The following is a 20,664-nucleotide window of genomic DNA, read 5'->3' as shown; positions in this document are numbered from 1 at the left end:
AAAAGCGATGCGCGAGCCGCGCCTACCTGCGATTATCGGTTCGCTTCACCGAACCTACACATCGTGCCACGCAGGTGAAGCAACCGGGTCAAGGCGGTCGGAGCCCTATCCTTGTCCCGGCGAGGTCACGGACCGGCCCGGCCCCAGGGCTCCAGGCCACCGAGGCCACCACCCGGCCCCCGTAGCTCAGTGGATAGAGCAGGCGCCTTCTAAGCGCTTGGCCGCAGGTTCGAGTCCTGCCGGGGGCGCTTTGCCCGTACGACGTCAGGCCCTCCCACCGGGAGGGCCTTCTTGCTGGTCATGGCACGGTAGCGAGGCCCCTGTAGCGAACGCGTAAGCGCCGGACCGACCCCAGGTCACGGTGGGGAGGGTCCAGCGCCGTCCGGCTGTCACCGGGTTTCTGCAGCGCGGTGGTCGGCGCTCCGGGTCCGGCCGCCGGGCATGAAGGCCGACAGGGCGACGACTACGGAAGCCAGTGCAGCCACGAAGATCCAGGTGATTCGCGTCGCAGCGGGCAGGTCACGGTTCGCCGCACGGACGTCGGACCGCCGCTCCGGGCCAGGATCCCTCGATCAACGGACCGGCCCCATGACTCCTGTTCGGCTCCTGTTTGGTTCCTGTCAGATTCCTGTCAGATTTCCCGAGGTGGGAAACCGGTGACGACACGTCACCCTCTCCCAGGTGCGGGGGGTGCTCCTGGGATTCCTGGGGCGCTGAAGCACGACCAACGACGAGGAGACACCATCGTGAGACAGGTCTCACGCGCGCTGACGGCTGCCTTGGCGGCCGTGGCGCTGGCGGCGGGTGCGCCAGGGCCGGCGCACGCGCAGCCGGCCGCCGAGTCCATACCCGGCGCGCCGCCGGGCGCCTCCGGGGAGCGGCTGCCGGAGGGGTGGCGTGTCGAGGGCGGAGAGCTGATCTGGAGCTCGCCCGAGCCCGTGGGCATGGGCGGCGCCCTGGTCGAGTTCCGCTCGGGGGAGCGGACCCTCGGCGTCCCGAAGCCCTCCCCCGACCAACGCACCTTCCGGCTCCGCCTCGACGGGGCAAGGGTCGGACCGGTGAGCGAACTCCAGGTGGTCGCCGGCTCGCGGCGGCTGGACGCCGCAGGGGCTGACCAGGCACCCGGTCAGCGGCGCTCGTCGGCCGCGGCGGCGCCCCAGGACCCGTTCCCCGCCAACCCCGTCGACCCCGGTGTCGCCGGTAAGTACCGCACCATCAGCGGTGAGTACGTCCTGAAGTCGGTGATGCTGCCGGGCTACGCCGAGCCCGTGGAGATGCGCGCCACGGTCGTCGGCCCGACGGACGCGCCGGGGAAGCGACCGCTGGCGCTCTTCCTCCACGGCCGCAGCGCCACCTGCTACGAGCCCGGCAAGAACAGCGCGGGCATGCAGTGGCCGTGCAAGCCGGGTCACAAGGCGGTCCCGAGCTACCGCGGCTTTCTGCACGACCAGAAGCGCCTGGCGTCCCAGGGCTATGTGACGGTTTCCATCTCCGCGAACGGTGTCAACGCGCAGGACGGCCGCGCGGCCGACTTCGGGGCGCAAGCCCGTTCGTCCCTGGTGCGCCAGCACCTCGCCCGCTGGGCGGAGTGGGGCGCGAACCCCGCGAAGGCCCCCAAGGCCGTGCGCGCGACGGAGCCCGCGGACCTCTCGAAGGTGCTCCTGGTCGGCCACTCCCGGGGCGGCGAGGGCGTGAACCGGGCGGCCCTCGACAGCGTCTCCCCGCCGCCGCCCGCCGAGGACGGCTACCGGGGGCCGGTGGGCTGGCGGATCCGCGGCACCGTCCTGATCGGCCCCACCATCTTCGGCCAGAACCCCACGCCCGACGTGCCCTCCATGACCATCCTGCCGGGCTGTGACGGCGATGTGAGCGACCTCCAGGGCCAGATCTACCTCGACGGCACCCGAGGTATCGGCCGGGGCACCGCGCTGCACAGCGCGGTGTACATGGTCGGCGCCAACCACAACTTCTTCAACACGGAGTGGACGCCCGGCCAGGCCGAGGCCCCGGCTGCCGACGACTTCTGGGACGACAAAAGCAACCCGGACCCGGTCTGCTCGGCACGGGCCAGGACCCGGCTGAGCGCCAAGCAGCAGCAGACGGCGGGCACCACCTACATCGCCGCCGCCGCACGGCTCTTCCTCGCGGGCGACGACCGGGTCCGCCCGCTGCTCGACGGCTCCGACCGGCGCGCGCCCTCGGCCGGCCCCGCCTGGGTGCTGACCCACGCCGTCGGCGGCAACCGCACCCCGGCGATCCGGCCCGACGACCCGCTCTCGGTGACGAACGGGCGCGTGTGCCAGCAGATCACGACGAGCGCTACCCGGGCCTGCAGGCCGGACTCCGAACCCGGTAAGTCGCCGCACTTCGCGTCCTGGGCGGACACCACCAGTGAGCCGGGCCGCAACGCGGTCACGGCCCGCTGGACCAAGCCGGGCACCCCGATCCGGCTGACGCCGGAGCGCGCCTTCTCGCTGGCGGGCTCCGACGCGCTCGCCCTGCGGGTGATGGTGCCGCCGAACACCCGGGGCACCCGGCTCGACGTCGCCCTCACCGACGCCTCCGGCAAGGGGGTGAGGCTCGGTCAGGTCACCGTCGACGGCCTTCCCGGCTCCGACTCGACGGCCGCGCACTGGGCGCGTGAGGTCCGCGTCCCGCTGAAGGCCGCCGTCAGCGCCGGTGTCGACTTGAAGCGGACGCAGTCGTTGGAGCTCACCCCACGCAGCAGCTCGGGCGAGCTCTGGCTGATGGACGCCTGGGGCTGGCGCCCCGGCACCCCGGCGGTACGCCCCGTCGCGCTCCCGCGTGTCGGCATCGGCAGGCTGACGGTCAAGGAGGGCGACTCCGGCACCCGCACCTACCGCGTGCCCGTCCGGGTCACCGGCAAGGGCACCGGCGTGATCAAGCTCGCCGTCCGCGACCCGGAGACCTACAAGTCCACCGTCCGCACCGTGACGGTGAAGGCCGGTGGCTCCGTAGGCGTATCGATCACGGTCAAGGGCAACTCCCGCTACAACTACGATCTCCGCCACGAGGTCGCGGCCAAGGCCGTGCGCGGCACGGCGGTCGGCGACGCCTTCGGGGGCGTGCTCGTCGAGAACGACGACCCCATGCCCACGGTCACCGTGACCCCGGTCGCCGACTCGGTCACCGAGGGCCAGAAGCTCACCTGGAAGGTGGAGCTCTCCCAGCCCGCCGACACCAACATCGAGACGCGGTTCGACCTCCTGCCGGTGCGCGAGGGCACGGAGCTGTCCACGAAGGACGTCGACAAGGAATGGCTCTCCGAGCTCGGCGCGGCCGCCGACCCGGAGCGGCCCCTGTCCACGGACAGTCCCTCCCTCTGGGTGTCCGTCCCCAAGGGCGGGACGAGCACCGAAGTGTCCGTTCCCACGGTCACCGACGCGCTGACCGAGCCGGAGGAGTCCCTGCGGATGCAGGCGTACATCCTCAAGGAGAACGAGTGGATGGACGGCCCCCTCCTCACGGGGAAGGTCACCGACGCACGCCAGGGCTGACGCCCGGGTCCACGTCCCGCACTGACGGTGCCTGAGCGCACCACCTGGACGATGGCACCGGCCCCGCCACGGGGGCCGGTGCCATCGGCGTGAGGGGGCACGCGGGGGCCACGGAAACCCGCTTCCCCCTCGACGGCCACTCCGGCTCCCCCGGGGCGACAGGTGAGGGAAGGGGCTGGACTCCCCGGGGATGATTCGTCCGGTGTCTCACACCAGCGACGAGCTGTCTTCTCGATTCCTCGACCGCCGAAGGCCGCACCTCACCCGAAGCGGCCCGCGACGTAGTCGGCGGTGCGCTGGTCGGAGGGACTGCCGAAAATCTGCTCCGTGGGGCCGTGCTCCACGATCCGGCCGGGCGTGCCCTGCTCGGCGAGGAAGAAGGCGCACTGCGCGGAGACGCGGGCCGCCTGCTGCATGTTGTGCGTGACGATGACGATGGTCACCTCGCCCGCCAGCTCCGTGATCGTCTCCTCGACCCGCCGCGTGGAGGTGGGGTCCAAGGCGGAGCAGGGCTCGTCCATGAGCAGCACGCGCGGCCGGACCGCGAGCGAGCGGGCGATGCACAGCCGCTGCTGCTGGCCTCCGGACAGGGCGCCGCCGGGCTTGCGCAGCCGATCGCGGACCTCCTTCCACAGGCCCGCGCGGGTCAGGCACTCCTCGACCAGCTCGTCCTTCGTACGGCGCGTGGCGCGGACACCGGTGAGCTTCAGCCCGGCAACGACGTTGTCGTAGATGCTCATCGCGGGGAAGGGATTCGGCTTCTGGAAGACCATGCCGATCCGGCGGCGGGCGTCGGTGAGGCGACGGCCGGGCGCGTAGACGTCCTCGCCCTCGAAGAGCACCTCGCCGGACATGGCGGCGGCCGGGATCAGCTCATGCATCCGGTTGAGGGTGCGCAGAAAGGTCGACTTGCCGCAGCCGGACGGGCCGATGAGGGCGGTGACCTCCCCGGCGGGCATCGTCAGTGAGACCCGCTCCAGCACCTTGTGGCTGCCGAACCAGGCGGAGACGGCGCGGGCCTCCAGCGCGGCCGGGTTCGCTCCGGTGGCGGCGGTGGGGTCGGGAAGTACGACGGTATCGGTCATGGCGGTTTCCTCTAAAGCAGGTTGGGGAGCAGCTGGGTGACCTGGGCGGCGACCTGGAGCCCCAGGACGGCCGTCACGGGGACGAAGACGATCCAGGTCTGGTGGCGGCCCCAGCGGTACCAGGCCCAGACGGCGGCGATCGAGACGAGGGCGAGGCCCTGCAGCCACATCACCAGCGGCCAGGGCACGCCGGAGCCGGCGGCCATCGGCTGCTCGGACTCGGGCAGAGTGCCGGGCCGGATGGTGGCGGCCGGGGTCTCGGCGGTGGCGGACACCTGCTCGGCGTCGACGCGCAGGATGCCGGCCGGGAGGTAGGCCGGACCCGTGGCGGTCACCAGGACGAGGCGGCCCTTGCCCGCGGCGACGGGCGCGGGCGCCGGGTCCCCGGCCCTGCGGACGTCCATGACGCGGTAGGAGACCTTGCCCTGGCCGGTGGTGACCGTGAAGGCGTCACCGCTCTTCAGCTCCGACAGCCGTCCGAAGGGGCCGCCGTAAGCAGCCGCGCGGCCGAGCAGCACACTCGTGCCGGCCTGGCCGGGCATCGGGGTGTCGCGGCGGTGGCCGGGGCCGTCGATGAGCACATGGGAGTCGGTGCCCTCCATGACGACCTCGCGCACCTGCAGGGACGGGATGCGGAGGAGGGCGACCGGAGTGCCGGGGGCGAGCAGCCTGCCCTGCGGGTCGGTCTGGGCGACGGGCGCGGTGCCGAGCGCGAGATTCGCGCGCAGCTCGTCGAACGCTCCCTGCTGGGCTGCGCGGTGCTGCAAGTGGCTGACGACGAGCAGCTGCGTGGTCAGTCCCAGCAGTACTGCGGCAAGAGTGAGCAGGGCGCCCCGGGCAAGGTGCTGAGCGGTGGGTATCCGTGTGAGGGACGGCGTTACGGTGGCGCCCCGGTCACGGATACGGGGCGGGTTCGGTGCGACGACCGTCACGGCGGCCTGCCTCCTACGGATGGGGTCGGGGTGCCGGGGAGGCCGCGGTGTGCGGCCTCCCCGGCAGGTGGATCAGGTGGACTTGATGGTGAAGTTCGCGCCGTTCTTGGCGTTCACCGTCGAGGAGCCCTGGTAGTGCGCGTGCAGGGTGTGCTTGCCCGTCTTCAGCTTCGGCAGGGTGATGGTCACCTTGCCGCCGCTCAGGGTGCCCGTGGCGAGGACCTTGGTGCCCTCGACGATCTGCACCTTGCCGCCCGGGGTGGTGCCCGTGGCGGTGACCTTCACGGTGACCTTGGCCTGCTTGGTGTGGCTCACCGAGGTGGGCGCGCTGGTGGTCACCGCGGCCGTGGCCTTGGTGACCGTCAGCTTGACGGTCGCGGTGGAGGAAGAGAGCTTGCTGTTGCCGCCGTACGACACCGTGAGGGTGTGCGTGCCGACCGACAGGTGGCTGGACACCGGGACGGTGACCTTGCCGTGGCTGTCGAGCGTGCCTGTGCCGCGGGTGGTGCTGCCTTCCTTCACCGTGACCGTGCCGCTCGGCGCGACCGAGTTGCTGCCGGTGACGGTGACGGCGACCTTCGGGGTGCGGCCGTACGCGGTGGTCGCGACAGTGGCAGCGGTCTTGCTGGCGTACTTGACCGAGCCGGTCCAGGAGGCCGCCTTGCCCGCACCGTTGAGGTTGTTGGCGGTGACCGTGGCGGAGTAGCTGCCGGCGGTCAGGCCGCTCGCGGTGTACGAGGTGGTGCCCGCGACCAGGTCCTTGTTCGCCACGACCGAGCCGTTGGGGCCGGTGATGACCACGCGGTAGTCGGTGACGGCCAGGCCGGTGCCGGCCGGAGCGGTCCAGCTGAGCTTCAGGCTCCCGCTGCCGGGGGTGGCCTTGAGCACCGGGGTGCCGGGCAGGTTCTTGGAGACACCGCCGTCCTCGAGGCCGCCGAACTTGGCGTGCTTGGCCGGGTTGATCGAGCCGTTGTAGGGCTCGTTCATGAAGCCGAAGTCGTCGATGACGTCCTCGGCCTTGTCCGAGGCAAGCGCCGCGACGTGGCTGCCGTTGGTGACGAAGATGTCGTACAGCGCCTTGTCGAAGAAGGCGCTGCTCGGGTCGATCGCCCGGGACGGCACGACGTTGTAGACGTCGCGGCCGAAGGTCGCATCGTCGTAGTAGTCGCCCACCGGTGCGAGCTTGCCGTTGACCTTCGTCACCGGGGAGGTGGGGACGGCGTCCCCGCGCAGCTGGATGTTGGCCAGGAATGCGCCAGCGGCGACCGCGGTGGAGCTGTGGTCCGGGGCGACGCCGTTGTTCTGGGCGATCCAGCTCGCGACGGAGAAGGGCACCAGGGCGCCCTCGGCCGTGAGGGCGTCGTCGGCCTGGTTCTCCTGGACGGTGGGGACCCAGGCGACGTCGTTGTCGTTCAGCCCGATGGAGGCCAGGAAGAACTTCCGGGTGCCGGATCCGTTCTGCGGGATGTACGGCTTGACGGTCAGGCCGTTCAGTGTCTTCATCGTGCCGTTGTAGATGTCGTGCAGCTGGTCGACCGTCAGGTTCTGCAGTCCGGAGCCCCGGGCGGCCACGCCGACCGCGTCGCGGGCCATCGGGATGTAGGTGAGGGCGTTGCCGCTCGCGCTCGGGCCGCCCGACGAGCGGGCGAAGTCCACCTGGCCGGTGATGCCGACGCCGTCGCTGTTCGGGAACTTGCTGCCGGTCAGTGACATGCTCAGCGCGATGCGGCCGTTGCCGGAGCCGTTGGGGCGCAGGAAGGACGGCCCGCCGGAACGGGTGGTGATCTTGGAGGTGGCGGAGCCGGTGCCGGGCTCGACCGCGTCGTACGAGGCGAGGCCGGCGCCGCCGGCGGTCACGGCCGTGGCGGCGTAGCTCTTGGCGTTGACGGTGTCGCCCGCCAGCGCGTTGAGCACGTCCTGGGTGGTGTCGGAGCCGACGCCGACGAGCTTGCGGAAGGCTCGGGCATCGGGATCGGCCTGGGCCGGGCTCGCGAGAGCCAGACCGCCGGCCACGACGGCGGACACGAGGGCCACGGCCGTAAGGCGCGTAGAGCGCATGAAAGGTCTCCTGCTCATGAACGTGAAACCGGTGATGGGAAGGGATCTGGCAAGGTGGTGCCAACCGTCCGCCCCGACTGCCTTTCGGGGCGGGCGGCCGTCTGTGGGGGCGGCTGAGCCGCCGGGCGGGTCACAGTCCGACGCGGCGTCGCAGTCGGCCGAACCGGTCCCGCAGGGCCGCCGACTCCGGCAGCACCGTCAGCGCGCGGCCGCCGGGCAGCGGCACGCGCAGCGGCAGCCGCGGCCTCGCGCCGCCCGCGAAGGGCGCGCCCAGACCGGCGGCGGCGCCGAGCGCCGCGCCGATCGGGACGGCGTAACGCAGCGCGTTGGACGGGTCGGCGGGGGTGGTTCCGTTCGCCGTGACCCGGACGGCGTCGCCGCCGTCGTAGGAGGGGGAACCGCTGGGCACCGGACTCGCCCCGGTGGGCGTCGCGTCGGGGCCATCGCCGCCGGTCGGCCCGGCGTCCGTGCCGTCGCTGCCGCCCGAAGTACCGGAGCCGCCGCTGTCGCCGGACCCCTTGTCGTGGCCGGCGGAGGCGCTGGGCTTCCAGGAGGCCAGCTTGGCCGCGGCCTTGGCGGCCTCGGAACGCAGGGCGGACGGCAGTGGGGCGTAGCCGGGCGGCAGTTCACCGGGGCCGGTGCCGCTGGTCTGGCCGGAGCCGGCGGCGAACGTCAGGAGCGTCGCGTAGTCCTTGCGGGCGTCGGCCTCGAGCGCGGCAGGACGTACGGCGGCGTGGACCAGCTGGGCGAGCGGGTAGGCGTCCTTGGCCTTGGCCGTGGCCGGGTCGATCTCCTGGACGGAATCGCCGGACGCGCTCGCGGCGGCCGCGACGAGGGTCTTGTCGGTCGGTGCGGTGAACTTTCCCGCGGCGTTGAGCAGCCGCGCGGTCTGCAGTCCGTACCGGGCCGCGGAGGCGGCGTCGGTGATGGTCAGCACGAAGCGGGACCCGACGGTCTGTGGGCCGGGGCTCTTGAAGGCCGGCGGGCTCGCGAGCGCGTCCCAGGAGGACCTCCACAGCGTGTCCGCGCGGCGGGTGTGCAGGGCTCCGGCGTGCATGTCCTGCACGTACGGGTGGAAGTCGGTCATGCACTGCTGCTGCGTGGCGTCCGTCCCCGGCGGGATCGTGCACCAGCGGTCGCTCTTGGGGAAGTCGTCGCGTGCCGGGTCGAAGGCGCCGTCGGTGTTCAGGTCGGCGTTCGTGCTGTAGTACGGGTTGACCGTCATGCCCCAGTCGTCGGGGATGCCGGCCAGGAAGCGCCGGGCGTCCTTGTCGGCGGTGACCCACTTCCACACCGCGCGTGCGGAGTCGGAGTGACCGAGCGCGGTGATGAGGTCGGTATCGGTGGCCGGGGTCTCGGAGACCGACAGCTCCGCGAACTCCGGGTTGTACGCGAGGAACTCGGGGTCGGTGACCAGACCCGCCGGGTTCTTCTTCGCCCACTCGTAGTGCTTGGCGGCGGTGAGGCCGGCCGTACCGTCGGAGAACGTGGTGACCACCGCCGCCCACGGGGAGTTGCGGTAGGACTCGGTGAGCAGCTTGGCGACCAGCCGCGGGGTGAGGTCGATGGACTCCACCTTGGTGCCGGAGAGTTTGCGCACCGAGTCCGGGGCACCCGCCCTGGCGCGGCGTTCGATCGTGAAGCCGATGACCACGCCGGACAGCGCGACGGGCGCGTACGTCACGTCGTTGGCGGTGTCCAGGGCGCGGGTGGTGAAGGCAAGACCGCTCTTGCCCTCGCGGGCGAGGCGAGCGCGGGCTTCGGGCTCGCCGAGCTCGGTGTAGCCGTAGACGGTGCCGCTGGGGCAGAGCGCGGCCTGCCAGCTGGTCATGGCGTCGGCGGCCAGTTCGCTGCCCCTGGTGGCCCGCTCGTCGGAGCCGAGCGGGCAGGTGGCGCCGACCTTGTTGAAGCCGAGCTTGATGGCGACGCGGTTCTTCCAGTTGGTGGAGGAGACCGGCGAGCCCGCGTTGACCTGGGTGTGGTCGGCGTACGGCTTGCCGTCGAGGTCGAGGTGGCCCTGGGGCACGATGACCAGCCAGCAGGAGCGCGGAGCGGTGCGACCGTTCTTGGTGACGGCGGTGCCGCAGCCCAGGTGGGGGGCCTCGAAGGCGGTCTGGACCTCGAAGAACTCCTTGCCGGTGCCGTCGGCACTGGTGCGGGCGAAGTCGACTTCGTTGGTGGTGTTGCGGTTGTACAGGGCGTTGTTCTGCAGACCGCTGGTGATCAGCGTGCCGTCGACCGACTTGAAGGGCACCTCGCCCTGGCCGAAGACGCCGCCGGCGCCGTAACGGTCGTCCTGCCCGTAGTTGGACGGGCCGGCGCTGTAGATGACGTTGCGGGTGTCGTCGTTGTTGTTCCCCGGCCAGCTGCTGCGGTCGGTGGTCGGCGAGGCGCCGTACTGGCACTGGGTGCGCGGCGGGCCGGGGTTGCCGGGGACGGTGCCGTCGTCGTCGCCCCAACACTGCATGATCTGGACGAAGTCGGTGTTGAACTGGGTGCCGGCAAAGGCGGTCGGGCTGCCGCCGCGCCAGGACACGGTGACGGCCTGACTGGTGAGGTGCTCGGTCTGGCTGACCGTGAACTTCATGTCCTGGAACTCGCCGCGCCCGGAGACGGTGACGGCCGAGTTCCTCGGGTCCGCCGCGGCCGCGGGCTGCGCGGCCTGGGCCACGACGCCGCCGAGGAGCGCGCCGATCGCCGATCCGGCGGCGACGCGCAGAAGGAGGCGCTTGATACGGCTCCGCGTGCTCATCGGGATCTCCTTCGCAGCGCCTGCGAGACGGCGGCGGGCAGCAGCACGAGCCCGAGCAGGGTCACCACGGCCAGCAGCATCAGCGTCTGGGCACCGCCCCAGCCGCCCCCGGCGGCCACGGTGACCGGCTGGGCAAGGGCGACGGTGCCGGTGGCGCCGCCGGAGGCACCGTCGCCGCCCGAGGTCCCGCCGCCCGGGGCGACGGTCTGCCCGGTGTCGGGGTCCACGGAGGGACCGCCGGACGTACCACCGGACGCGGTCGTGCCGCCGGAGGCCGTACCGTCCGTGGCGGCGCTGCCGCCGGACGTACCGCCGGACGAGCCGCCGGACGAGCCGCCGTTGCCCTTCGCGCCGCCACTGCCGGTGGTGCAGGGCGGGGCGCCCTTCTTGTCACAGGCCTTGGGGTACGGGGCGGTCTCGGCAAGGCGGTTGCGGCCATCCTGACTGAACGTGGGGTTGTTGCAGCCCTTGATGTTGATGTTCTGCGCCTTCACGCCCGGGATGCGGCGGATCTGGTCGAAGCCCGCCTGCACCAGGTTGATCGGCAGCGGCGAGTAGCCCAGCTCGGGTGCCTGCCGCTGGCCCTGGCACATGAAGTAATACGAGAAGGCGCCCAGGGTCTTGCCCTTGGCCTCGGTGAAGGTTCCCTGCTCCTTGAGCGGCAGGATCATGTACGAGTAGCTGGACAGCGGGTAGTTGCGCCGGTCGGTGTCGTTGTAGACACCGTCGAGCTGCTGGGTGAGGTAGTCGGTGGACTGCTTGTTGGTGTTGATCCTCGCCTTGAGCAGCGACACAGCGACGTTCTGCGCGGTCGGCTCGGTGTAGTAACCGGCGTGGTTGAGGACCTTGGCCACCGGGAAGCCGGCGTTGAGGGCATACGAGTAGTTGACGTACCCGATCGCGCCCTCGCCGTAGTTCTGCGCGACGTAGCCCGCCACGCCCAGGTCGCCGGACTGGGCGATCATGCCGGAGACGCTCGGGAAGTACGAGGTCTGGCCGCACGCCCCGGAGCGGCCGACCCGCCCGCAGTAGGCCTGCCACAGCGACTTGTGCTGGTTGGCCATCCACAACGTGAACTGGGCGGTGGAGCCGGAGCCGTCGGAGCGCACGACGGGGATGACTTTGCGGTGCGGCAGCCGGATCCCGGGGTTGTCGGCGGCGATCGCCTTGTCGTCCCAGTAGCTGATGGCACCGGTGAAGATCTTGGTGACCACGTCACCGGAGAGCCGCAGGTTGCTGACCCGCTTGCCGTTGATCGTGAGGTGGTACATGAAGACCGTGCCGCCCGCGACGATCGGCATGTACGCGTACGTGCCGGCGCCCGGTTGCTCGGCGGCGGAGCCGTCGGTGGGGTGGGTCTGGAACGGGATGTCGGAGACGGCGAAGTCGACCTGGCCGTTGAGGAACTGCCGGCGCCCGTCGGAGCTTCCGGTGCCGGAGTAGCTGATCCGCATGCCGTACTGAGTCACGCCGCGACGCCACTCGTCCACGGCGTTCTCGGCCCATGTGGAGCCGGCGCCGGCGATCGGGGTGTAGCCGGAGTCGGCGGTGGCGGGCTGCGCGGCGGGCAGGACCACGCCGGACAGCACGCCCAGCAGCGCGGCCAGCGCGCCGAGAACACGCCATCGGGCCCGGACGGCCGCATACCGTCGAGTGAAGGGGATGCGCATCAGTCGTTGTCTCCAGGGGCGGCGGCGGGGGCACCGCCGAGCACGGACAGGGCGGGGGCGTGCAGTTCGGCAAAGCGCTCCACGTCGCGGCGGGAGGCCCGCTCGGCGCGGCGCGCCTGGCGCTTGGTGTGGTGACCCGGGCCGCGGCCGCCGAGCATCCGCGCGATCGCGAAGAGCACCAGGACCAGGGCCATCAGCACGGCGGCGGCGCCGAAACCGCGGGCGATCATGGTGGGTTCCGGGGACTTGACGAAGTTGAAGACGGCCAGCGGCAGGGAGACCATCGGGCCCTGCAGCGGGTCGGCGTTGAGGGCCGCGGTGAAGCCGGCCGTGAGCAGCACGGGCGAGGTCTCGCCGACGCCGCGGGCGGTGCCGAGGATGACGGCGGTGGCCAGGCCCGAGCGGGCGGTGGGCAGGATGACGTGCCAGACGGTGCGCCAGCGCGGCGCGCCGAGCGCCTCCGAGGCCTCGGTCAGCGTGCCGGGGACCAGCCGCAGGACGACGTCGGACGCGCGGATCACGATCGGCAGCATCATCACGCTGATCGCGAAGCCCGCCGCAAGGCCCGACTTCTCCATGCCGAGGCCGAGGATCCAGGTCGCGTACACCATCAGGCCGGCCACGATCGACGGGAGCGCCGTCATGGCCTCGACGATGGTACGGACGAAGCGGGAGAAGCGCCCCGGGATCTGGTTGAGGTAGACCGCGCAGGCCAGGCCGAGGGGGACGGTGATGGCCAGCGCGATGCTGATCATGATCAGGGTGCCGAGCATGGCGTGCGCGATGCCGCCTGCGGTCAGCGGGTCCAGGGGACCCGCCGCCTGCATGTCGTGGGTGAAGAAGTTGCCGTGCGGCAGCGCCTTCCGGCCGCGCCACAGGGTGAAGCCCACGACGAGGACGAGCGCGGAGAAGAGGACCGTGGCCGCCGACCACAGCACGACCGTCATCACCCGGTCGCGGACAGCGGGTCCGTCGTCCTCCAGTCCGGTCAGCATCGCGTAGGAGGCCAGGAAGCACAGGTACGCGGTCACGGTGAAGCCCAGCGTGCCCGAGAGCGACGCCAGTTCGCCGAACAGCAGGATCGCGACACAGAGCCCGGAGGCGGCGGCGCCGGTGACGGCGAGAACGCCGCCCCGGGTGACGCCGCCGATCCGGCGCGGCCGGTCGGGCGGTTCGGGTGCTTCGGCGGTGCCCGGGGTGTCGGGGACGGCGTCCTCGACGACGTACGCGGGGGTCTCTTCGACGACGGTCATGTCATGCCTCGCTCTGCGAGCCGGAACGGGAGCGGGCCACCACGGATGAGGCGGTGAAGTTGACCACCAGCGTGAGCAGGAACAGCGCCAGGCCCGCCGCCATCAGCGCCGACATGCCGAACTCGGAGGCGTCGCCGTAGTGCAGGGCGATCAGCGAGGAGACCGAGTTGGCGCCGGTCTGCAGGATGTGCGGCTGGATCGTGAAGACCGGCGAGATGATCAGGTAGACCGCGATGGTCTCGCCGAGCGCCCGGCCGAGCCCCAGCATCGTGCCGCCGATCACGCCGCCGCGCCCGTACGGCAGGACGACGGTCCGGATCACGCCCCAGCGGGTCGCCCCGAGCGCGTACGCGCCCTCCCGCTCGCCCACGGGGGCTTGGGAGAAGACCTCGCGCATCACGGAGCACTGGATCGGTGCCACCATCAACGCGACCACGAGCCCGGCGATGAAGGAGGAGGCGGTGTAGACGCTGCTGGAGGCAAGCGGATCGCCCGGCTGCGCGCCGTCCACGTGCAGGAACGGGATCCAGCCGAGCCAGTCGGACAGCCAGCGCGACACTCCGACGACGTGTCCCTGCAGGAAGAACAGGCCCCACAGGCCGTAGACCACGGACGGGACGGCGGCCATCAGGTCGACCATCGCGATCAGGGTGCGGCGCAGCCTGCGCGGCGCGATGTCGGAGATGAACAGCGCGGTGCCGAGCGCGAGCGGCAGTGAGAAGGAAACGGCGACGGCGGCGATGAGCAGGTTGCCGATGAGGACCGCGGCGATGCCGAAGTTGTGGACGTCGGGCTGCCATTGGGCGGTGGTGAGGAAGGACAGGCCGGCCACGTTGAGCGCCGATCCGGCTCTCAGCAGCAGGAAGATCCCGACTGCGGCCATGAGGGTGAGCACGATCGTGCCGGCGCCCGTGAGCTGGAGCCGGAAGATCCGGTCACCGGTGCCGCGGGCCGCGTTCTTCGGGCGCGGCGGGGCGCTCTCCGGCTCCGGTCTGGCCGGTTCCAATCCCGCCTCTGCGGTCGACATGCGGCCCTCCCTCGATCACGCCCGTGGCAGGCGTGGGTTCGGGGAGATTCAATGGCTGGATCATGTCAACACCGACGTTCACACATGATGAAGGCGTGAACAGTGCGTGTTCTTACGGTGGTTGATCTGTGTAGCTTACAAGGAGTCGGAAGGCGCGAAGGATTGACCGTAGCCGACCCTGCGGGGAGAGGGGATCTTCTCCTTCTGGTCTCGCCCAGTGCTCCTTCGGATGATCACAGGGCGGTGACATCCTCAAGGCGCCCCGGGAACAACGTCGTCGAACGCGCCGCACGCCATCGACGGGTCCGGCCCGGTCAGCCCTGCCTGCCGGGCATCAGAACGCTTCTGTACCAGTCGGCATGGAGCGGGAAGTCCGCCTTGAAGCCGTCACCGGGATCGCAGTCGAGGAGCTCCCAGACCCGGTCATCGGTGAACCAGTGGTCCACGGTGAGCAACTGGAGGGCATGCAGGAGACGCGGTGACGCGGCGAGCCGTGCCCGGGCCTCGTCCAGCGCGATGTCCGCGGCGACCCACTCCAGTCCGAGCGCGGCGGAGACCGTCGCGACAAGATCGGAACAGGCCACCGGGTCAGGGTGGTTGACGTGGTGGACACCGGCGGTATCCCGGGGCGAGAGCGCCGCGGCCAGCAGAGCCCGGCCCAGCACCCGCACATCGATCATGGAGTGCCGGGCGGCGCACCCGGCCAGACCGGACGACAGTTCCCGGACCAGGGCGACCAGACCGGGGATCACCCAGCGGTCCCCCTCGCCGTGGACGAGGTGGGGGCGCAGCACGGTCCCGCCCGCAGCCAGCACATGACTCTCCGCGGCAGCTCGCGTGACGCTGGTGAGCGAGACCGGGGCGAGCGGTGCCCGGCCGGGGGCCAGGTCCGTGAACGGCCCGCGTCCGTACACGGCCGCCGTGCTCAGATAGACGATCCGGGCGACGCCTGCGCGCCCCGCCTCCTCCACCAGTGCCCGGGTCCCGAGGTCGTTCACGGACCGGATCGTTCGTTCGTCCCCGTTGATCTGCGAGGCGCAGTGAATCACCGCGTCGACCCCGTCGCAGACGCCGCGCAACGACGCGATGGCGGCGAGGTCCCCGGGCACGGTTTCGATGCCGGAGCCTGCGCCGGACGCAGGGACGTCCACGGGCGCCCGGTGTTCCATCAGACGCAGCCGGACGCCGGGGACGGCATCCGCAGCCGCCACCACATGCCTGCCGACGAAGCCGCTCGCCCCGGTGATGAGGATGTGCGTGGTCACAACCGGTCGTCCCCATGTGTGTGAGTGAGTGCGCTGGTGAATACCGGCTCGCCGTCCTGTTGTCCGCGTACCCGCACCACGGTGCGGGAACTGTCGCCGGAGGGCATCAACTCGGCCTCCACCCAGCACGGGCTGTCGAGTTCGGCGTATTTGTGGAAGGCGATCTCCACCGACGTCGGGAGAAATGCGTGCCCCGGAGCGACGGCGACGGCTGCCTGGCGGGCCGCCTCCAGCAGCACGATGCCCGGAACATGGTCGTTCGGGCGCCTGAACAGGGTCGGGTGGGTGGTGTCCAGCCGCAACCGCCAGCGGTTCGGCTGAGGTGTCGGCGCCAGTACGACGTCCGACTCCGCCGTCCGGCCCACCTCGTACGGATCCGCACCGGGCGACAGCGGTACGGGACGGCCCATCATGTCCAGACGGTCCTGGCGGAGGCGGCGGTAGGCCCGCGCCGATGTGCAGCTGATCCGTCCCGAGCTGGTCGCCAGTACGCTGCCGCCGCGGCAGAAACGCAGGTCGACCCGCATGCCGGCGATGCTCTTGCCCCGCTTCCGCACATCCGAGCAGGTCAGATCGATGAGGACCTTTCCGGACGCGGCCTCCAGGGAAAAACCCGGAACGACGGTGTCGTACGCCAGGTCCCACATGACGAACTGGTCGTCCACCGGTACTCCCAACTCCGCGTGGGCCAGCATCATCGTTGCCTGCCGCATGGTCTCGGCTATCAGCAGGGGATCCTGGTGGTGGCCCGATGCGGCGGCGAAGAAATGGTGCGGGCGCGGCCATTGGGCCGATACGGAGAACTCCGTATCGCTCAGCCTGCACCAGGCGGTGGGAAAGATGTCCCTGGGGTCGGACCGGTGAACGAGTTCATGCGAGACATCAGTTCTCCAGCCTCTCTGCGACGGGATCGCCGGCCCGTGGAGACCGGATGGTTCGGTCTCGGCGAGGGTGACAGTGTCGGGCAAATCAATGTGAACCATGGAAATACCCCCAACTCATCCGTGGGGGAGTGCCTCGCTCCCCCACGGTAAGATACCGACGGCCCTGGTTCTTCCACAGTCCGGCTGGCGTATGCGAGATCCATCGCCGCGAGAGACAGGAACGCACAGCTGATGGCCCAACAAGCTCGAGCGATCCAGACCCGGCGGTCGATCCTGCTGGCTGCCGCCACTGTCTTCGACGAGCGCGGCTATGGAAGCGCCACCATCAGCGAGATTCTCGCACGGGCCGGCGCGACCAAAGGAGCCCTCTACTTCCACTTCGCCTCGAAGGAGGAGCTGGCCCTCGGAGTGATGGAGGCGCAGCTGGAAGTCGGTTCGCTGCCGACGCAGTTGACGAAGCTCCAGGAGCTGGTCGACCAGGGCCTGGTGCTGGCCCATCGACTCCGCCACGAGCCGCTGGTGCGCGCGAGCGTCGGGCTGGCGATGGAGCAGGGCGGCGGCGAACTGGACCGCGGCCTGCCGTTCCACTCCTGGATCGCCCGGCTCGAAACCCTGCTGATCGAGGCGAAGCAGCAGGGCGAGGTCCTGCCCCACGTCAACCCCGCGGAGGCCGCCCAGCTCCTGGCCGGCGCCTTCTCCGGCATCCAGGCGATGTCCCAAGTCCTGTGTGAACGAAAGGACTTGGAGCAACGGATCTCGATGCTGCTGCGCTATGTACTGCCGAGCATCGCACTGCCGGCCGTGCTCGCCGTGCTGGAGATCACCGAGACCCGCGCCGAGCAGCTGCTGGCCACGGTCACGGACCTGGACGTACCCGAGGGCGGGCGCGAAGAGGAGTAGGTCCCCGTCCCTGGACTCCGGCGGGGGGCGAATTTCCATACCGCACGCCCGGAAACAGCGACGGAACCTGCGCAACGGGAGCGGGTACGCACTCGGCTCGCCGCCCCATCACCCAGGCGGTACCCCCACGCCCAGGGCCGTGACGGTCCAGGCGCCGACGCGGCAGCGGGAGAGGAATCGGCCGTACCGGACGAGTTAGTCGACCGGCGCCGTTGATCCGGCCGCGCCGTCCGCCCGTTCGCGCGCACCTGCCGCACGGCGGTCAGGTCACCGGCTGTTCGGTCCAGATGCACTTGCCGGTGGCGGTGTAGCGAGCGCCCCAGCGGTGGGCGAGGGCGGCGACCAGTTGCAGACCGCGGCCGCCCTCGTCGGTCTCCGCCGCATTGCGGATCCGGGGTGTGGACAGGCTGCCGTCGGAGACCTCGCAGATCAGCCCCTCGGCGCGGAGCAGGCGGAGGGCGATGGGGCTTTTGCCGTACCGGACGGCGTTCCCGACCAGCTCGCTGACCAGGAGCTCGGCAGTCATGGCGAGGTCGTCGAGCTCCCAGCCCTCCAGCTGGTCCCGGACATGGTGACGTGCCTCGCTCGCGGCGATCGGACCGTCGGGAAGCGTCCAGCTGGCAATGGAGTCGGCCGGTATCACAGAGGTGCGGGCGATGAGCAGTGCGGCGTCGTCCATGAGCTGGGTGCCCGGCAGCAGCTCGGCCAGGACGTCGTCGCACAGCTGCTCCAGCCCGAGCGCGCTGCCCGCGGCGTCGTCCTCCCGTGCGGCGGCCGCCGCAATCGAGAGCGCCTTCGCCAGGTGGAGCATGCCCCGGTCGATGTCGCGGGTGACGGATTCAATCAGTCCGTCCGTGTAGAGCACCAGCAAGCTGCCCTGGGGGAGAACGACCTCAGTGGTCTCGAACGGCGGGCGTGCGGTGCCCAGCGGCGGATCCGGCCGGTGGGCGATGAACTCGGTGTTGCCGTTCGGGTACACGACGGCCGGCGGCGGGTGCCCGGCGGAGCCGAACCTGCACGTGCAAGTGACGGGGTCGTACACCGCATACAGGCAGGTGGCGTAGAAGTCGTCGCCGAGGTCGTTCACCACTTGGTTGAGGCGGGTGAGGAGTTCGGAGGGCGGGAACTCCAGATCGGCGAGCGTGTGCACGGCGGTCCGCAGCCGCCCCATGGTGGCCGCCTCGGCCAGGCCGTGCCCCATCACATCGCCGATGACCAGCGCCACCCGGGCGCCGGACAGCGGAATCACGTCGTACCAGTCGCCACCGACCTCGATGCCCTCGTTGGCAGGCACATAGCGGGCGGCGGTACTGACCGCGCACAGCGTCGGAAGCTCGCTCGGCAGCAGTCCCCGCTGGAGCTCCTGGGCCCTCATGTGCTCGGCGTCGAACAGCCGGGCGCGCTCGATGGCCTGCGCCATCAGTCCGCTGAGTGTGATGAGCAGAGCCTTTTCCTCTCCGCCGAGACGCCGCGGCTCGGTGAAGGAGACGACGCAGCAGCCGACGGGGCGGCCGGAGGCGATCAGCGGCAGGAACGCCCAGGATGCCTTCCGGGACTCGGCCGGGCGGTCGGCCATCCGGGGGTAGCGCTTGACGTACTCCTCCACCGAGTCGATGAAGGTGGCTGTTCTCATGCGGTACACCTCGCCGAGCGGGGACATGTCGCCGACCTGCATTCCGTCGATGTCGCGGAAGAACGTCTCCGGGTATCCGACCTGCCCGGCGATGGGCAGCGTCTCGCCTTCGAGGAGATGGACGACGAGACCGGAGGCGCCGAACGGCGCCATGATCCGCTCGGCGGCGGCGTTGACGACGTCCTGCACTGTGAGGGCCTCGGCGAGGGCGCCGGCCAGCGCAGTGATGCGGGCGTTGCGGTCGGCCGTGACGCGTTCCGCGGCGGCGGACTGGGCCTCACGCGACCGCGTCTCGGTGACATCGGTGGCGTACACCGTCAGGCCGTCCGGTACCGGGACCAGTCGCATCTGGTACTGACGCCGGTTGGTGGGCCACCGCACCGTGAAGCCGACCGGGGTGCCGCGGTCGACGGCCCGCCGGTACGACGCATGCAGGCCGAGTCCCATGGCGTCGATGCCGGTTTCGGCGAAGACGTCCCACAGGTTCTGGCCGAGCAGTTCCTGCGAGGCGCCGAGGAGCCGCTCCGCCTCCATGTTGAGGAAGGTGATCCGCCACTCGCTGTCGACCGCGAAGAACGCATCGCTCATGTGCCGCAGCGCGCGGCTGACCGAGTCCCGGGCGATCCGGCTCTCGGTGGTGTCCCACAGGGTGCCGACCATGCGGCCGGGCCGGCCGCCCTCCCCCGGCAGGACCCTGCCCCGCGAGCTGACCCAGCGCGTGGTCCCGTCCGGGCGGCGGATCCGGTACTCCACAGCGGACACCCCGTGGTTACGGATCGCCTGCTCGGTCTCGACCAGGAGCCACGGCAGGTCGTCGGGGTGGACCAGCCCGCTCCAGGTGTCGAAGCGCTGGTTCGGGGACTGCCCGGCCATGCCGAGGATGGCGAGCGTCGACTCGTCCCACAGCTGCTCCCCGGTGGCCAGGTCCCATTCCCAGGAACCGACCTTGATCGCTTCCAGCGCCTGTCGGAGCCTGGTGACGGGTGGCTCCTTCCCCAGCCGGCCGGGGTCGGTCCTGGCCCAGCCCATCGAGGGCTCCCGCAGCCGCAGGGCGGCCCAGGCGGCGAGCGTCTCGACGGCGGACCGCTGCTGCGGCGTGGGCCGCCCCTCGCCGACGGTGAGCACGGACAGCGCGCCGACGACCCCGTCCGGCGTGAGGAGCGGAACGGCCAGCAGCCCGCTGCCTGCGGGCAGCACGGAGGCCGGCGACCCGGGGGCGGCATGGGGGTGGTGGCCGAGGGGGCTGTCGGGGCCCCGGCCGCCGTGCCGTGCGCCGGCGTCCGTACCGCCCTGTCCGGTGCGTTCAGTGCCGCCCCCTGTGCTGCGCTCCGCCACGGAGACACGGGGAAGGCTCTGCCCGCCCGGAGCGGGCATCCATACCGAGGCGCCACCGGCCACCGCGCGCGCCGGCGCGGTGTCGCCGTCCACCGCGATCTCTTCCCAGTCCTGGGCCACCGTGCGGACGATCCCGCTGGCCGCCATCAGCAACAGCCGACCCCCGGGGCCCCTCACATGGACCATTCCGCCCAGTCCGTCGGCCTCCGTCACCGCATGGTCCAGGGTGAAACCGAGCAGATCGACTCCTCCCAGCCCAACCCCCGCTTCGATGATCATCCGAAGCCGTGCCGCACCGGCCTTGTCCGTCAGGAGCCGCTCAGCCATCGCTCGCTCCCTTCCGCGAACCCAC

Annotated in this window: 12 protein-coding genes and 1 tRNA gene; 3 read left to right on the top strand and 10 right to left on the bottom strand. The window is 71.1% G+C overall.

Annotation, left to right across the window (positions count from 1 at the left end):
* Nucleotides 1-175 precede the first annotated feature (175 nt).
* Together AB0915_RS02290 and AB0915_RS02285 are read left to right on the top strand one after the other, a co-directional pair.
* Nucleotides 176-248, top strand: a tRNA-Arg gene (locus tag AB0915_RS02290).
* Between the two features lie 498 nt (nt 249-746).
* Nucleotides 747-3,518 (top strand): hypothetical protein, encoded by a 2,772-nt coding sequence (locus AB0915_RS02285; RefSeq protein WP_366689279.1) that lies wholly within the window; start codon nt 747-749, stop codon nt 3,516-3,518.
* 260 nt (nt 3,519-3,778) lie between these two features.
* Here the strand turns inward: AB0915_RS02285 and pstB are convergent, their stop codons facing one another.
* From pstB to AB0915_RS02240, 9 genes are all read right to left on the bottom strand, one after another.
* Nucleotides 3,779-4,603 (bottom strand): phosphate ABC transporter ATP-binding protein PstB, encoded by an 825-nt coding sequence (gene pstB / locus AB0915_RS02280; RefSeq protein WP_366689278.1) that lies wholly within the window; start codon nt 4,601-4,603, stop codon nt 3,779-3,781.
* Between the two features lie 11 nt (nt 4,604-4,614).
* The gene (locus AB0915_RS02275; RefSeq protein ID WP_366689277.1) at nt 4,615-5,535 is read right to left on the bottom strand and encodes a sortase; all 921 of its coding nucleotides are present in this window, start codon (nt 5,533-5,535) and stop codon (nt 4,615-4,617) included.
* Between the two features lie 72 nt (nt 5,536-5,607).
* Complete coding sequence (locus tag AB0915_RS02270) at nt 5,608-7,593, bottom strand: Ig-like domain repeat protein (protein WP_366689276.1); 1,986 nt, start codon at nt 7,591-7,593, stop codon at nt 5,608-5,610.
* Between the two features lie 130 nt (nt 7,594-7,723).
* Complete coding sequence (locus AB0915_RS02265) at nt 7,724-10,345, bottom strand: hypothetical protein (RefSeq protein ID WP_366689275.1); 2,622 nt, start codon at nt 10,343-10,345, stop codon at nt 7,724-7,726.
* Nucleotides 10,342-12,015, bottom strand: a complete 1,674-nt coding sequence (locus AB0915_RS02260; RefSeq protein WP_366689274.1) for a phosphate ABC transporter substrate-binding protein PstS — start codon at nt 12,013-12,015, stop codon at nt 10,342-10,344. Before AB0915_RS02260 ends, AB0915_RS02265 begins: the two co-directional genes overlap by 4 nt.
* Entirely contained in the window at nt 12,015-13,268 is a 1,254-nt protein-coding gene (gene pstA / locus AB0915_RS02255) for a phosphate ABC transporter permease PstA (RefSeq protein ID WP_366689273.1), read from the bottom strand. Before pstA ends, AB0915_RS02260 begins: the two co-directional genes overlap by 1 nt.
* A gap of 1 nt (nt 13,269) precedes the next feature.
* A complete protein-coding gene (gene pstC / locus AB0915_RS02250) occupies nt 13,270-14,295 on the bottom strand; it encodes a phosphate ABC transporter permease subunit PstC (RefSeq protein WP_366689272.1) in 1,026 nt (341 codons plus the stop codon).
* A gap of 314 nt (nt 14,296-14,609) precedes the next feature.
* Nucleotides 14,610-15,560, bottom strand: coding sequence for an NAD-dependent epimerase/dehydratase family protein (locus tag AB0915_RS02245; protein WP_366689271.1), 951 nt, complete (start codon nt 15,558-15,560; stop codon nt 14,610-14,612).
* Nucleotides 15,557-16,543 carry a ScbA/BarX family gamma-butyrolactone biosynthesis protein gene (locus AB0915_RS02240; RefSeq protein WP_366689270.1) on the bottom strand — a complete coding sequence of 329 codons (987 nt, stop codon included), beginning with the start codon at nt 16,541-16,543 and terminating at the stop codon, nt 15,557-15,559. The genes AB0915_RS02245 and AB0915_RS02240 overlap by 4 nt, the downstream gene beginning before the upstream one ends.
* Nucleotides 16,544-16,675: 132 nt before the next feature.
* On the opposite strand from AB0915_RS02240, the gene AB0915_RS02235 reads away from it, so the two are divergent.
* Nucleotides 16,676-17,344: a ScbR family autoregulator-binding transcription factor gene (locus AB0915_RS02235; RefSeq protein WP_366689269.1), complete on the top strand. Its 669-nt coding sequence runs from the start codon at nt 16,676-16,678 to the stop codon at nt 17,342-17,344.
* A 262-nt stretch (nt 17,345-17,606) separates the two neighbouring features.
* On the opposite strand, the gene AB0915_RS02230 is transcribed toward AB0915_RS02235, so the two are convergent.
* Complete coding sequence (locus AB0915_RS02230) at nt 17,607-20,639, bottom strand: SpoIIE family protein phosphatase (RefSeq protein WP_366689268.1); 3,033 nt, start codon at nt 20,637-20,639, stop codon at nt 17,607-17,609.
* Nucleotides 20,640-20,664 lie beyond the last annotated feature (25 nt).

The organism is Streptomyces sp. NPDC048411, assembly GCF_040704695.1.
Classification (GTDB): Bacteria; Actinomycetota; Actinomycetes; order Streptomycetales; family Streptomycetaceae; genus Streptomyces.
Note: the sequence above shows the minus strand (reverse complement) of the source record. Positions and strands in the feature narration are given on the sequence as shown.